13 protein-coding genes are annotated in these 15,173 nt (G+C 63.5%); all 13 read left to right on the forward strand.

Features of this window, described 5'->3' with window-relative positions:
* Positions 1 to 51 precede the first annotated feature (51 nt).
* The 13 genes from dhaL to QCE64_RS30915 all read left to right on the forward strand — a co-directional run bounded on the left by dhaL (position 52) and on the right by QCE64_RS30915 (position 15,146).
* Positions 52 to 687 carry a dihydroxyacetone kinase subunit DhaL gene (dhaL, locus tag QCE64_RS30855; protein ID WP_309926259.1) on the forward strand — a complete coding sequence of 212 codons (636 nt, stop codon included), beginning with the start codon at positions 52 to 54 and terminating at the stop codon, positions 685 to 687.
* A gap of 21 nt (positions 688 to 708) precedes the next feature.
* Positions 709 to 1,698: a dihydroxyacetone kinase subunit DhaK gene (dhaK, locus tag QCE64_RS30860; RefSeq protein ID WP_310007946.1), complete on the forward strand. Its 990-nt coding sequence runs from the start codon at positions 709 to 711 to the stop codon at positions 1,696 to 1,698.
* Positions 1,699 to 2,047: 349 nt separating this feature from the next.
* Positions 2,048 to 3,256 carry an ABC transporter substrate-binding protein gene (locus QCE64_RS30865; RefSeq protein WP_404987799.1) on the forward strand — a complete coding sequence of 403 codons (1,209 nt, stop codon included), beginning with the start codon at positions 2,048 to 2,050 and terminating at the stop codon, positions 3,254 to 3,256.
* Between the two features lie 86 nt (positions 3,257 to 3,342).
* A complete protein-coding gene (locus QCE64_RS30870; RefSeq protein ID WP_309820144.1) occupies positions 3,343 to 4,215 on the forward strand; it encodes a branched-chain amino acid ABC transporter permease in 873 nt (290 codons plus the stop codon).
* Positions 4,216 to 4,225: 10 nt separating this feature from the next.
* Positions 4,226 to 6,169 carry a branched-chain amino acid ABC transporter ATP-binding protein/permease gene (locus QCE64_RS30875; RefSeq protein ID WP_310007948.1) on the forward strand — a complete coding sequence of 648 codons (1,944 nt, stop codon included), beginning with the start codon at positions 4,226 to 4,228 and terminating at the stop codon, positions 6,167 to 6,169.
* 149 nt (positions 6,170 to 6,318) lie between these two features.
* Complete coding sequence (locus tag QCE64_RS30880; protein WP_309926266.1) at positions 6,319 to 6,789, forward strand: type VI secretion system tube protein Hcp; 471 nt, start codon at positions 6,319 to 6,321, stop codon at positions 6,787 to 6,789.
* A 12-nt stretch (positions 6,790 to 6,801) separates the two neighbouring features.
* Positions 6,802 to 7,284, forward strand: a complete 483-nt coding sequence (locus QCE64_RS30885) for an STM2901 family protein (RefSeq protein WP_310007949.1) — start codon at positions 6,802 to 6,804, stop codon at positions 7,282 to 7,284.
* Positions 7,256 to 7,630: a DUF1493 family protein gene (locus QCE64_RS30890; protein WP_310007951.1), complete on the forward strand. Its 375-nt coding sequence runs from the start codon at positions 7,256 to 7,258 to the stop codon at positions 7,628 to 7,630. The genes QCE64_RS30885 and QCE64_RS30890 overlap by 29 nt, the downstream gene beginning before the upstream one ends.
* Before the next feature lie 142 nt (positions 7,631 to 7,772).
* The gene (locus QCE64_RS30895) at positions 7,773 to 8,507 is read left to right on the forward strand and encodes an ABC transporter ATP-binding protein (protein ID WP_309838060.1); all 735 of its coding nucleotides are present in this window, start codon (positions 7,773 to 7,775) and stop codon (positions 8,505 to 8,507) included.
* A 72-nt stretch (positions 8,508 to 8,579) separates the two neighbouring features.
* On the forward strand, positions 8,580 to 9,416 hold the full coding sequence (locus tag QCE64_RS30900) for a ThiF family adenylyltransferase (RefSeq protein WP_309934755.1): 837 nt from the start codon (positions 8,580 to 8,582) through the stop codon (positions 9,414 to 9,416).
* 148 nt (positions 9,417 to 9,564) lie between these two features.
* Positions 9,565 to 11,490 (forward strand): potassium transporter Kup, encoded by a 1,926-nt coding sequence (locus QCE64_RS30905; protein ID WP_309934757.1) that lies wholly within the window; start codon positions 9,565 to 9,567, stop codon positions 11,488 to 11,490.
* A 95-nt stretch (positions 11,491 to 11,585) separates the two neighbouring features.
* A complete protein-coding gene (locus tag QCE64_RS30910; protein ID WP_310007953.1) occupies positions 11,586 to 13,586 on the forward strand; it encodes an acyl CoA:acetate/3-ketoacid CoA transferase in 2,001 nt (666 codons plus the stop codon).
* A gap of 441 nt (positions 13,587 to 14,027) precedes the next feature.
* Positions 14,028 to 15,146, forward strand: coding sequence for a hypothetical protein (locus QCE64_RS30915; RefSeq protein WP_309926279.1), 1,119 nt, complete (start codon positions 14,028 to 14,030; stop codon positions 15,144 to 15,146).
* Positions 15,147 to 15,173 lie beyond the last annotated feature (27 nt).

A 15,173-nucleotide genomic window follows, 5' to 3' on the forward strand; every position in this document is an offset into this window, starting at 1 on the left:
ACGACGCGGTATCCTTTCCGCTCACTCTGCCCGTGAACGGAGGATCGGCGCATGGACGGCAAGACGGTCATGGCGTGCATCGACGCAGCGCATGCGTCGCTCAAGGAACATGCAGACGAAATCGCATCGCTGGATCAGGCTATCGGTGACGGCGATCACATCATCAACCTGCTGCGCGGCATGGATGCCCTCGTGGCGCTGCGCACGCAGATCGAAGCCGAAGCCTTCGCGCCCGCGCTGAAACTCGCCGCGGCGAAGACGCTCTCCACGGTAGGCGGTTCATCCGGACCGCTGTTCTTCTCGATGCTGACCGGCATGGCAAAGACGCCGATCGATGACGCCTCTGATAGCGTCGCCGCGTTCGCGCGCGCATTCGCGGCGGGCGTCGAGGCAGTCGGGCAACGCGGCAAGACCTCGACCGGCAGCAAGACCATGATGGACGTCCTGATTCCGGTGGCGCAGCGTTTCACCGCGCTGGCCGGGGCGGGCGCATCGAAAGCGGAGGCACTGGATGCGCTGCCGCGCGTTGCAGAAGAGAGCATGCTCGCCACGCGCGACATGCTCGCCACCAAGGGCCGCGCTTCGTTTCTCGGCGAACGTTCGCGCGGTCACATCGATCCGGGCGCGCGTTCCAGTCAGCTCATGATCGCGGCCGTCTGCGCGCGCCTCGCGCAAGACGCGGCCTGAACCTCACAAGGAGAGGGAGACATGAAGAAGTTCATCAATCGCGTGGATGACTTCCTGAGCGAGAGTCTCGCGGGCTTCGGCGCTGCGCATGCGGATCTCGTCACGGTGAACCTGGATCCGGCGTTCATCGTGCGCACGGTGCTCAAGCCCGGCAAGGTGGCCGTCATCTCGGGCGGCGGCTCGGGACATGAGCCGCTGCATGGGGGCTTCGTCGGCTACGGCATGCTCGATGCCGCCTGTCCCGGCCAGGTGTTCACGTCGCCGACACCGGACCAGATGCTGGCCGCCGCGCAGGCCGCCGACACTGGCGCGGGCGTGCTGTTCATCGTGAAGAACTATTCCGGCGACGTGATGAACTTCGAGATGGCGTCCGAGCTCTGCGAGATGCCCAACGCCACCGTGCTCGTCAACGACGATGTCGCCGTCGAGAACTCGAGCTTCACGACGGGCCGGCGCGGCGTCGCGGGCACGGTGATCGTCGAGAAGCTGGTGGGCAGCTTCGCCGAGACCGGCGCGGACCTGGAAGCGTGCCGCACGTTCGGAGAACGCGTGGCGGGACGGATCGCGTCGATGGGCGTTGCGTTTTCGAGCTGCACGGTGCCTGCCGCCGGCAAGCCGACCTTCTCGCTTGGCGACGACGAGATCGAGATCGGCGTCGGCATTCATGGCGAGCCGGGGCGCAGGCGCGCGAAGTTCGCCACCGCCGATGCGATTGCCGACGAGCTGCTGGCCGCGATCGTCGAAGATCTGAAACCCGCCGCCGATGCGCGCCTGCTCGTGCTCGTCAACGGACTTGGGGGAACGGCGCTGGGCGAGCTGTATCTGCTGTATGACGCAGTGCGCCGCTGGCTCGATGGCCGCGGTCTCGGCATCGCGCGTTCGCAGGTCGGCGCACTGACTACGTCGCTCGAGATGGCGGGCGCGTCGATCACGCTGTGTACGCTCGACGACGAGATGACCCGTCATTGGGACAGCCCGGTGCACACGGCGGGTTTGCGCTGGGGCATGTAGCTACACGTATACCCGCGAACCGGCGCCTTTCGATACGCCGTCTGAAAGCTTTGGGATGCTGTTCAAGCGCATCCCTCATCTGATCCGATTTTCCCTTTATTTGCAGGCCATGCACCGGTGCGATGCATCGCGTGTGTGCCAGCGCGCGTGCCCTCGGGTATGTCCGAATATGGTCATATCCTTACATTTTTCTAATATCGGACACGGCCGATGTAATCGATAACGCAGATTGCACTCAACAGCGTTGCATGCGCCGGCTGGCAATAACCTGCGGGACCGGGCACGCGCGCCGAGGGTTCGTCGCGCCGACCTTTTCATAACAATCGAGGCGACAGAGACACACATGGGTATGCAGATGAAGCTCATCGCGGGCGTGCTCGCATTCGGCGTATTTTCGTTGGCGCACGCGGCTGACCCGATCAAGATCGGCGTCGATGGGCCGTTCACCGGCGGTTCGTCGTCCATGGGTGTGAGCATGCGCGACGGCGTGCGTCTCGCGACCGCCGAGATCAACAAGTCGGGTGGCGTGCTCGGGCGTCAGATCGTGCTGGTGGAGCGCGATGACGAAGCGAAGAACGAGCGCGGCGTGCAGATCGCGCAGGAGCTCATCAACAAGGAGAAGGTGGTCGCGGTGGTGGGCTACATCAACACCGGCGTGGCGCTCGCTTCGCAGCGCTTCTTCCAGGAAGCGAAGATCCCGGTGTTCAACAACGTCGCGACCGGCACCGTGGTGACCAAACAGTTCGACGACCAGCCCGACAACTATGTGTTCCGCAATGCCGCGGCCGACCGCATTCAGGCGCCGATGATCGTCGAGGAAGCGGTGACGAAGCGCGGCTTCAAGAAGGTCGCGATCCTCGCCGATTCGACGAACTACGGGCAGCTTGGCCGCGAGGATCTGGAGAAGGCGCTGGCCGCAAAGGGCGTGAAGCCGGTGGCGGTCGAGAAGTTCAACATCAAGGACGTCGACATGACGGCCCAGTTGCTGAAAGCGAAGGAGGCGGGCGCGGAAGCTGTGCTGACATACGGCATCGGGCCTGAACTCGCTCAGATCGCGAACGGCATGGCGAAGCTCGGCTGGAAAGTGCCGCTGATCGGCAGCTGGACGCTTTCGATGGCGAACTACATCGACAATGCCGGCAGCAACGGCGAAGGCGCGCGCATGCCGCAGACTTTCATCCAGGAAGCCAATACGCCGAAGCGCAAGGCGTTCATCGAGGCGTATCTGAAGGAGTTCAAGCCGAAGAACGAACGCATCGATTCGCCGGTGTCGGCGGCGCAGGGCTATGACTCGGTGTATCTGCTCGCGGCGGCGATCAAGCAGGCCAACAGCACCGATGGCCCGAAGGTCAAGGAAGCGCTGGAGAACCTGAACACGAAGGTTGAAGGCGTGGTCATGGTCTATGACAAGCCGTTCACGAAGACCGATCACGAGGCGATCAGCCCGAACGTGCCGGTTGTCGGCGAAGTAAAGGGCGGCCGCGTGGTCTATGCCTACGACGCCGACAAGAAGGGCGGCAGCACGCTGCGCACCAAGCAGACGACGGCGACGAACTAAGGCCGGCCGTCCCGACATGCCGATCAAAGCCGCGCTCGCCGGGGAGGCGAGTGCGGCTTTTTCATGCTCTATCCTGGTGCCCGACGATGATCCTCCTGCAACTCGTCTATAGCGGTATCGCGCTCGGCATGATTTACGCCGTGATCGCATTTGGCTACCAACTCACGTTCGCCACGTCGGGCACGCTGAACTTCGGTCAGGGCGACGCGCTGATGCTCGGCGCGCTCGTCGGCCTGACGCTGGTGTCGGCGGGCGTCAACTACTGGTTGATGATTCCGCTGGTCTGCCTGTTCGGACTCGTGCAGGGATCGTTCGTCGAGCGCATCGGCGTGCGGCCCGCCATTCGCATCAAGTCGGAGTTCGGCTGGATCATGTCGACCATCGCGCTCGGCATCATCTTCAAGAATGTGGCGGAGAACGTGTGGGGCCGCGACGACCTGCGCTTTCCTTCGCCGCTGCCGGAAGCGCCGCTCAAGGTCTTTGGCGCGAACGTGCTGCCGATGGAACTGCTCGTGGTCGGCGGCGCGCTCGTCATGATGCTCGCGGTGGAGTTCTTCAATCGCAAGACGATCTTCGGCAAGGCCGTGGTCGCGACCGCCAACGACCGCGACGCCGCCGCGCTGATGGGCATCAACACCGGGCTGGTCATCACGTTCTCGTATGCGCTGTCCTCGCTGACGGCCGCGTTCGCCGGCGTGCTGATCGCGCCGCTCACGCTGACGGGTGCGACGATGGGTGCAGTGCTGGGCCTCAAGGCGTTCGCGGTGGCGATCATCGGCGGGCTGTCGAGCGGCATGGGCATCATCGTCGGCGGGATGATCCTGGGCATCGCGGAGACGACGACCGGCTTCTATATCTCCACCGGCTACAAGGACGTGCCGGGACTCGTGCTGCTGCTGATCGTGCTGGCCGTGAAGCCCGCCGGCCTGTTCGGCAAGACGGCGATCAAGAAAGTCTGAGGCGGCCACGATGAATGCAAAGAACTGGATCGCAGCGCTCGTCGGCCTGGCCGCGCTGGTGGTGTTTCCGCTGGCGTCGGGCAATCCGTATTACATCCATCTCGTCGAAACCATCATGATCTACGCGATCCTGCTGTTCGGGCTCGATATCGTGGTGGGTTATACCGGTCAGGTCTCGCTGGGTCATGCAGGGCTGTTCGGCGTGGGCGCGTACACGGCGGGCGTGCTGTTCATCAAGCTCGGCATGCCGTTCTACGTGACCGCGCCGCTTTCGATCCTCGTCACGGCCGGCTTCGGCGCGATCCTCGCGTTGCCCGCGCTGCGCGTGTCCGGTCCGTATCTCGCGATGGTCACGCTCGCGTTCGGCACGATCATCCAGATCCTCATCAACGAGATGGACTTCCTCACCAACGGCCCGATGGGACTCAAGATCCCGAAGCCGTCCTTTGCCGGGCATCGGCTCGACGAGGTGCAGTACTACTGGCTCGTCGCGGCGCTGCTGGTGGTGTCGCTGATCGTCGTGCACCGGGTGCTGAAGTCGCATCTGGGCCGCGCGTTCGAAGCCTTGCGCGACAGCCCGATCGCGTCCGATTGCATGGGTGTGTCGGTGTATCGATACAAGGTCTATGCGTTCGTGATCAGCGCGGGTTTCGCGGGGCTCGCCGGTTGTCTGTATTCGTATTCGGAGCAGTACATCTCGCCGAATACCTATAACTTCGAACTGACCATCCTGTTCCTGCTCGCCATCATCATGGGCGGACGCAAGACGCGGACGGGCGCGATCATCGGCTCGACGGTGATCGTCCTGCTGCCGAAACTGCTCGACGATATCTCCAACTTCCGCGTGGTTGCCACGGCGCTGGCGGTTATCGTCGTGCTGGGCGCCGCGCTGGCGCTGGCCCGCAAGACCACGACCTTGCGGCGCGTGGCGGTGCCGGTGATCGGCACGGCGGGGCTCGCCGTGTTCTCGTTCTGGATCGAGGCGTTGACCGACTGGCGTCTGACCATCTTCGGGCTGATGATCCTGCTCGTCGTGTATTACTTGCAGGACGGCATTGTCGGCTTCGTGCGCAAGACGCTGAATCTCGGCCGCGTGCGCGTGACCAAGGTAGATACCGAGGAACTCGCGAACCAGACGCGCGAGGACGATGCGCTATCGGCGGTCGAGGCTGCGGGCATGGATGCGATCCTCGACGTGCGCGGCGTCCTGATGCAGTTCAGCGGACTGAAGGCGCTGAACGACGTGAACCTGACGGTCAGGCGCGGCACGATCCACGGGCTGATCGGACCGAACGGCTCGGGCAAGAGCACGATGATGAACGTGCTGACAGGAATCTATGTGCCGACGGCGGGCGCCATCGACTACGAAGGGCAGTCGCTCGCGGGACGCACGTCGTCGAGCATCGCGCTTTCGGGCATTGCGCGGACGTTTCAGAACGTGCAGTTGTTCGGGGAGATGACGGCGCTGGAGAACGTGCTCGTCGGACTGCATCACACGTTCAGGTCGAACCTGGCGGATGTCGGCGTGATGAGTCCGCGTTACCGGCGCGAAGAACTTGCGGCACGGGAGCGGGCGTTCAATATGCTGCGCTTCGTGGGACTGGAGCATGCGGCCGGCGAGGAGGCGCGCAATCTTCCTTATGGCAAGCAGCGTCTGCTCGAAATCGCGCGGGCGCTGGCGCTCGATCCGCAACTACTGCTGCTCGATGAACCGGCAGCCGGACTGACTGCGCCGGATATCCGCGAACTGGTGGCGATCATTCGCAAGGTGAGGCATCACGGGATCACGGTCGTGCTGATCGAGCATCACATGGATGTGGTGATGAGCGTGTGCGATATCGTTTCGGTGCTGGATTTCGGGCAGAAGATTGCGGAAGGAAAGCCGGCGGAGATTCAGGCCAACGAGAAGGTTATCGAGGCTTATCTGGGTGGGCAGGCGGCGGAGGCGGCTTGAGGGCGATTTCGGATCTTTCGGGGTTATCAGGTTTTCGTTCTGGCGATAAGCTGCCGTCACCTCGACTTATCCTGATTTTCTGATGCTCTACAGTCATTCAGGATATTCAGCCGCTGAGGAGCGGCTTCCTCGGCCGAGCGTGGAGATCCATGTCTGGCGATATTTTTGTAGACATCGACGGTATCGACGGTGAGTCTCCGGACGCAATGCACCCTCGTGCCATTCAGGCCAGTTCATGGAACTGGGATATCCGGCAGAACGCTGCCAACACGTCAGGCTCGGGTGGCGGGGCATCCAAAGCTACCGTGGGCGACCTGACATTCATACATCAGATTGACCGCGCCTCGCCCAATCTCGCGGTGTATTGCTTCAATGGGACGCGCATCAGGCAGGTCAAGCTCACCTTGCGGAAAGCGGGTGGGGTGCCGTTCGAATACTTTCGAATAACGCTTGGCGATGTAGTCATCACGCACGTGTCTCCGGCAGGTGGAGGCAGCATGGCAATCGAGACGGTCAGTCTCTCCTTCACTACCATGAAGCAGGAATACTTTCCGCAAAGCATCACCGGCGGCACGATGGGCGCGGTGACGGCAGTGATCGATCTGCGGCAGTTTCGATAACGGCGGTTAGAAGTGAGCTACGAAGCGCTTGTCAGCGATGGGGAGTTGTCAGTCACCCTGTATAGCTATGGTGACCTGCATGATCTCACCAAGGAGGAACTTTATCTCTGCGTGCTGGTGGAGATCATTTGCGAGCACTTCGACGTCGTTGAAGTTGCTGCCGTGTTTGCGGTTGTGTTGGGCGCGCCGATGCTGGGCACGCGAGTAAAGCCCAAGGGCACTATCCCGGGAACGTCACTCGCTTCTGTGATCGGTCGGGAATTTCTGAATGTCAAGATGAAGAAACGCCTCCCAACGCTTGTGGGCTACTTACCACTGCGCGTCAGGCATACCAGCCATCTCGGCGCTTTCGTGGGTAGGTGGCTACCATTTCTTTCGGTGCCTGTCGTCGCCTACGATCTCGTTGCTATCCAGATAAAAACCACGCTCCGCTATAACACGCTCGTTCAACCGCAGGACAGAATCAATGACACGACCCTTGGCACTCTCGGCTGAGCTAGAGGCTGTCGTATTGAACCACGGATACAAGGCAGGGCATCAGCCTCTTGTTCTCAGTGACCGTCTGGACGAAGACCTTGAAATGCTCCCAGAGTCGGCGGCGGATTTGCTCGAAGAGTATTTCGAACGCTTCACCGTCGATCTGGGCGACTACGACTTCAATCGATACTTCCCGTACCGCGGAATCAGAATTCCTTTTCTGACAAAGTGGCTGCTCAAAAGATGGGGCGTTGTCGATTACCGGGTAGCAGAACCCCTGACCCTCGGAATGCTCCAGCACGCTATCGACATGGGCAGATGGGACACCGCCGCGCTGCGCCACATCCACGACCAAAGCACCTGATCCCGCAGCCACGAAAATCCGTCCCAAGCGAGGGCCGTTGCTAATAGACCAGCGCGCACCACAGGTATCTAATCAGAAAGAACAACCCCGAAAAAGCACCCACCGCACAACCCGCGCCGAAGACGAAGAGAGCCCGCTCACGATGCTGACCATCAACAACCTCCACGCCGGCTACGGCAAAGTCAAGGTCCTGCACGGCATCTCGCTTCACGTGCCGAAGGCCAAGGTCGTCACCCTGATCGGCTCGAACGGCGCGGGCAAGACCACCACCATGCGCGCCATCTCCGGCATGATCAAGGCCACTGACGGCGAGATCACCATGGGCGTCGGCAGCAACACCCGGCGTATCGACTCGCTGGACTCGCACCGTATCGCGCGGCTGGGTCTTGCGCATTCTCCCGAAGGCCGCCGCGTCTTCGCGACGATGTCCGTCACCGACAACCTCCTGCTCGGCGCATTCCCGCGCCTCACCTGGTCGCGTCCGAAGGGCGACGTGGACGCCGATCTCGAACGCGCAATCGAACTGTTTCCGCGCCTGAAGGAACGCCGTCATCAACTGGCCGGCACGCTCTCGGGCGGCGAACAGCAGATGCTCGCCATGGCGCGCGCGATCATGCTGAACCCGGATCTCGTGCTGCTCGACGAACCGTCGATGGGTCTTGCGCCCATTCTCGTCGACGAAGTGTTCCGCATCATCGAGCGCCTGAAGGCGGACGGCGTCACGATGCTGCTGGTCGAACAGTTCGCGGCGGCCGCCCTCAACGTCGCCGACTACGGCTACGTGCTCGAAAACGGCCGGGTCGCCACGCATGGCCCGGCGGAGCAGTTGCGCAACGATCCCTCGGTCAAGGCGGCCTACCTCGGCGCAAGCCACTGACTCGCGCGAACCGCACTATCATGGTGAAGGCACGCGCTTTCCGCGCGGCCTGACCTTGCACAAGGAGCGGCCATGATCAGCGGCAAGACCACCCTCATCGCCCATCTCGGCTACCCGACCGAAGCCTTCAAGGCGCCGATGATCTACAACCCGTGGTTCGACCAGCAAGGCATCGATGCCGTCGTCGTGCCGATGGGCGTGAAACCGGACGATTTCGTCGCCTTCCTGCCGCAGTTGTTCAATCTCACCAACATCCGCGGCGCGCTCGTCACGATGCCGCACAAGATCACGACCCTCGGCCTGATGGATGAAGTCAGTCCGACCGCGCGCATCGCCGGCGCGTGCAATGCCATCCTGAAGCGACCGGACGGCACGCTGCTGGGCGATCAGTTCGACGGCGCAGGCTTCGTGCGCGGCGTCGAGCGTAAGGGTTGCAAGCTCGACGGGGCGCGCGTGCTGGTGCTGGGCAGCGGCGGCGTCGGTTCGCCGATTGCCGCGTCGCTGGCCGCCGCCGGTGTCGCCGAACTGGCGATCTTCGACATGAACACGGCGTCTGTGGAAGGACTTGCAGCACGTCTGCGCGAGCACTATCCGCAGTTGACCGTGCGCACCGACACGAAAGATCCCGCCGGTTTCGACGTCATCGTCAACGCCACACCGCTTGGCATGAAAGAGGGCGATCCCATGCCGTTCGATATCGACCGCATCGCGCCTGCCACGTTCGTCGGCGAAGTAGTGATGAAGTCGGAATACACGCCGTTGCTGCGCGCGGCGATGGACAAAGGCTGCAAGGTGCAAGTCGGCACCGACATGCTGTTCGAAATGATTCCCGCCTATCTCGAGTTCTTCGGCTACGGGACGGCAAGCGCCGACGACCTGCGCGCCGTGGCGCAGATCCGTTACGCGTGAAACGTGCTGCAAGAACACAAACCGAACACGAACCCGAACACAAGCCCGCAACCGTTCCTATACTGCTATCGAGACAATCAGGCAGACGCTCATCCTCTGACAAATCGGCCGCGGCATACGCAGCGGCTCCATAACGCAGGGAGGAATCATGGGATCGACTGCAACCGGCATGCCGGCCGGCGACCAGCACGCGCCCGGACCGCACGGCCGCACGGCGTGGGCGGGGCTCTCGCTGGCGGCGCTCGGCGTCGTGTACGGCGACATCGGCACAAGCCCGCTTTACACGCTGAAAACCGTCTTCGATCCCGCCGGTGGTCTCGCGCTGCAGCCGGCCAATGTGATCGGCATCGTCTCGCTGATCTTCTGGTCGCTCACGCTGATCGTCTCGCTCAAATACGTCACGCTGATCCTGCGCGCCAATAACCACGGCGAAGGCGGCATCATGGCGCTGCTCGCGCTCGCGGCGTCCTCGGTCGAATCGAAGAAGCGCCTCAAGCAGACGCTGTTGCTGATCGGCGTGATGGGCGCCGCGCTGTTCTACGGCGACGGCGTCATCACGCCGGCGATCTCGGTGCTCAGCGCAGTGGAAGGGCTCGAAGTCGCCGCGCCCGGCCTGCAGCCCTATGTCGTGCCCGTGACGCTCGTCGCGCTGGTGGCGCTGTTCCTGATGCAGAAGTACGGCACGTCGGGCATCGGCGCGGTCTTCGGGCCGGTCATGGTGGTGTGGTTCGTGATACTGGCCGTATCGGGCGTCGTGAACATCGTGGCCATGCCGAAAATTCTCGCCGCGCTCGATCCGCTCGAAGGACTCGCGTTCTGCGCACATCATCGCTGGCTCGCGTTCGTCGCGCTCGGCGCCGTGGTGCTCTCGCTGACCGGCGCCGAAGCGCTCTATGCCGACATGGGTCACTTCGGCGCGCTGCCGATCCGCCTCACCTGGTTCGCGGTGGTCTTTCCGGCGCTCGCGCTCAATTATCTCGGGCAGGGCGCGCTGCTGATCGCGGATCCCGCCGCGCTGCAGAATCCGTTCTACCGGCTGTTCCCGTCGTGGATGCTCTATCCGATGGTGGTGCTCTCGACCATCGCGACCGTCATCGCCTCGCAGGCGGTCATCTCCGGCACGTATTCGATGACCAAGCAGGCCATGCAGCTCGGCTTTCTGCCGCGCATGAGCGTCGTCTACACGTCGGCACGGGAGATCGGGCAGATCTACGTGCCGGGCATCAACTGGACCTTGCTGCTGGCGGTGGTCGCCGCCGTGCTGGGCTTCGGGTCGTCGACGGCGCTCGGCTCCGCATACGGCATCGCCGTGACGGGCACGATGCTCATCACCACCGTGCTGACCTTCTTCGTGATCCGCTATGCATGGCATCTGAACTGGGCGCTGTGCCTGTTCGCGACCGCGTTCTTCTTCGTGATCGACGCGATGTTCTTCTCGGCGAACCTGCTCAAGATCAGGGAAGGCGGCTGGTTTCCGCTGGCGATCGGCCTCCTGATGTTCACCATCATGGCCACCTGGGGACGCGGCGCCCAACTGATGGTGCAGGAAGCGCGCGTGCGCGCGGGCACGATGCCGCTGCGGCAGTTCCTGTCGAACCTGCATGCCAAGGCGCCGGCGCGGGTGGAGGGCACGGCGATCTTCATGTCGAACGATCCGAACGGCGTGCCGCATTCGCTGCTCAACAATCTGATGCACAACCGCGTGCTGCACGAACACACGGTCTTCCTGACGGTCGCGACCGAGCCGGTGCCGTGGGTCGAGGAAGGGCGCCGCGTCTCGTTGCAGCAGCTCGGCGACGGCTGTTTCCAGTTGACCGTGAACTATGGCTTCAAGGACGAAGTGGACCTGCCCGCCGCGCTGGAGACGTGTCGTTCGTCGGGGCTCAAGTTCGATCGGGCGACGATCTCCTATTTCCTGTCCCGCGCAAGCGTAGTGCCGACTCCGGGCCACGGCATGGCGTTATGGCGCGAGCGGCTCTTCGCGATCATGCTGCACAACGTCGGCAATGTGGCGGCCTACCTGCGCCTGCCCGCCGATCGCGTGATCGAACTGGGCGCGCGCGTCGAGATATGACGGCGGAAATCGGCTGATCAGACTTCACGAGACATATACCCGGTGCAAATCGATGCAAGCGGGTGAAAACAAGATCACATCATCCAGGAGACGCCATGACCGCCAGCAGTCCGCCGACCCGCCAGCCGTTTCCGTCCACCGCCCGGCTCGTCGAGCGCGGCAAGATCGTGTCGGCTCACGAGGCCGTGCGGCTGATCCGTTCCGGCGATACCCTCGCGACGAGCGGCTTCGTCGGCATCGGCTTTGCCGAGGAAGTGGCGATGGCGCTGGAAGAACGCTTTCGCGAAGGCACTGAGCCCCTCGCGGACCTGACGCTCGTGTATGCGGCAGGCCAGGGCGACGGCCGGGGCAAGGGCCTCAATCATCTGGCGCACGAAGGGCTGGTGAAACGCGTGATCGGCGGGCACTGGGGGCTTGTGCCGGGATTGCAGAAGCTCGCCATCGACAACCGGATCGAAGCGTACAACCTGCCGCAAGGTGTGATCTCGCAGCTGTTCCGCGACATCGCCGCGCATCGTCCGGGGCAATTGTCGCGCGTGGGTCTCGGCACCTTCGTCGATCCGCGTCACGGCGGCGGCAAGCTGAACGCGCGCACCACCGAGGATATCGTGCGGCTCATGCCGATCGACGGCACCGAGTATCTGTACTACCAGACCTTCCCGATCGATGTCGCCATCGTGCGCGGCACCACCGCCGACCTCAACGGCAACGTGACGATGGAAAAGGAAGCGCTGACGCTGGAAGCGCTGTCCATCGCGATGGCCGCGCGCAATTCGGGCGGTATCGTGATCGCGCAGGTCGAGCGGCTGGCGGAATCCAACACACTCAATTCGCGGCAGGTGAAGATCCCGGGCGTGATGGTGGATTGCGTCGTGCTCGCGCGGCCGGACAATCACTGGCAGACCTTCGGCGAGCCCTACAGCGCGGCATTCTCGAGCGAACTGCGCGTGGCCGCGAGCTCGGTGCCGCCGATGCCGCTCACCGAACGCAAGATCATCGCCCGCCGTGCCGCCTTCGAGCTGATGGCCAACAGCGTCGTCAATCTCGGCATCGGCATGCCGGAGGGCATTGCGAGCGTCGCGAACGAGGAGCAGGTCATCGACCTCTTCACGATGACCACGGAGCCGGGCGTCATCGGCGGCATTCCGGCGGGCGGCCTCAACTTCGGCGCGGCGACCAACACGCAGGCGATCATCGACCAGCCGTATCAGTTCGATTTCTATGACGGCGGCGGTCTCGACATCGCGTTCCTCGGTCTGGCACAGGCCGACCGTGAGGGCAATCTGAACGTCAGCAAGTTCGGCCCCAAGCTGGCGGGCGCGGGCGGCTTCATCAACATCAGCCAGGCCGCGAAGAAAGTGGTGTTCGTCGGCACCTTCAATGCGGGCAAGCTGGACCTCGCGATAGAAGACGGCCAGTTGCGCATCCGTCGTGACGGGGAGTGCGTCAAGTTCGTGGACGCGGTGGAGCATCGAACCTTCAGCGGCCGGTACGCGGCCGAGCGCGGCCAGACCGTGCTCTATATCACCGAACGCTGCGTGTTCGAACTCACGCAGCACGGGCTGCGGCTGACTGAGGTGGCGCCGGGCGTGGACATCAAGCGGGACATCGTCGCCAGGATGGGGTTCACACCGCTGATGGAGCCGCCGCCGCGCCTGATGGACGAACGCATCTTCCGCGATGCGCCGATGGGCTTGCGAACGCTGTTGCTGCGGCTGGATCTGTCGGAGCGCTTCAGCTACGACGCGGAGAAGAATCTGTTCTTCATCAATTTCGAAGGACACGAGGTCCAGAATGCAAGCGACGTCGAGGCGATCCAGCGCGAAGTCGAAAAGCAACTGAGCGGGGCGAAGGCGCGGCCGCATGCCATCGTGAACTACGACAACTTCTCGATCCGTCCCGACATGCTCGACGCCTATTCGGAGATGGTCACGCGTCTGGTCAACACGCTGTACGAGCGCGTGACGCGCTACACCACCAGCAGTTTCCTGCGCCTCAAGCTGGGCGATGCGCTGAAGCGTCGGGGGCTTGCGCCGTATATCTACGAAAGCCCTGAAGAGGCGCGCGAACACGAGTCGAGGCGCGCCGCAGAGTGAAGCGGCCGCCCACGCGCTGCGCACAGCGGCCATTGCATAGCGCCTATCGGCCACGGCCGCCTGGCGCAATGCACAAAAACGGCGCTGAAGAAGCACCGCAAAAGCGCCCGAAAGCCCCGCCAGAAGGCGTTCCGCACGATCATGGCGCATCGCACCGGTCGAAGTGGCACGCCTCGGGCCGCCTGTGGCTGTGTGGCCTTCCGAACATCGGCCTGTCAACGCGCTGAAGAAAATGTTTTCACTCCGGAAAGCTGCGCGGGTTCGCAAACGCAAAACCCGCCGCGGCACGCGAGGAAAGCGCTGCGCAAGACCCGCGGCGCACGCCGGATAGCACTTCTATATTCTGAACCGAAGCCATCGCGGTCAGGCGCGTTTGCGCCGCGCGAGGACAGTCGTCGTGCGTGCCGATTCATGCCTGGACAGTCGCATCCGGGACTCGGCATGACGCACACGGGGGCCGAGATGAATGCGCTGGATCAGCTTGCGTGTCATGCGAATCAGTGGGTGCTGTCCGATGCGTGGTATTTCGATTCGCTCACGCATCGTTTCGTGCGCGGCGATCTGGAAATAGACGGCGACCGCATCGCACGGATTCTGGCTCCGCGCGAGTCCGTGCGCACGGATCGCCTCGATGCCGCCGATCTCGTCTGCGTCCCCGGCCTCATCGATGCTGACGCCGGCATCGCGCCCGACTCATGGCGCGAACACTCGAACCTGCTGCTCACTCACGGCATCACCACCGCCGGCTCGTTCCAGCGCGGCTTTCCCGATGCCTGCGCATTCGCGGGCGGCAATGGCGTGCGCCGGTTGATCTACATCGAACTCGACGAACCGCCGGAAGCCGACCTGCACGCGTTGTTCGACACACCCGATCCGCGCTGCATGCTCCTGCCCGCCGTGGTGCCCGCGCGGATCTGGTCGGCTGCGTCGCTGCTTGGCGTGGCATCGGCAGCGGAACGTCTGCGCAAGCGCCTGTGCGTCAAGCTGTGTCCTTCGCATGACGACGAGCGCGAGTATCGGCAGACGCGCTACTTCACCGAGGTCGGGCTGCTGTCCTATCTGTCGATCCTGAGCTGCGAGACCACGCTGTTCGGTCCCGCCGACATTTCGCGTCAGGACGCGGCGTTCATCGCGGAAACGGATGTGAATCTCGTATGCGGCGCGCCGCTCGTGCGGGCTTCGCTGATCGAGCATCGGCTCTGGGCTCATTGGCTCAACGCACGCGCGCTGGCCTGCTCGGTCGATGCCGGCGCGCTGCACCGGCTCGCGCAGGGCGCGGCGGAGATGAGCGCCTGTCCGGACGCCGCGTGCGACGCATGGATCGATTCGCTGACGCACGGCGCGGCGCGCGCAGTCGGCCTTCGCGATCTGGGTTCGCTCGCCGTGGGCATGCGCGCCGACCTGTGCCTGTACGACCGGCCGCATGCATGGCAAGGCGGCGAGGGCAGTGCGGGCTTCGCGCATCTGCTCGCGACATCGAGTCCGCGTCACGTGTATGTCGACGGCGTCGCGGAAGTCATCAACGGTGCGCGCGCGGGCGAGCTTGCCGTCGCGGGATAAGCAACGACGCCCACGGGCGAACGGGAG

The sequence above is a fragment of the Caballeronia sp. LZ043 genome, from assembly GCF_031451075.1.
In the GTDB taxonomy this organism is placed as follows: domain Bacteria; phylum Pseudomonadota; class Gammaproteobacteria; order Burkholderiales; family Burkholderiaceae; genus Caballeronia.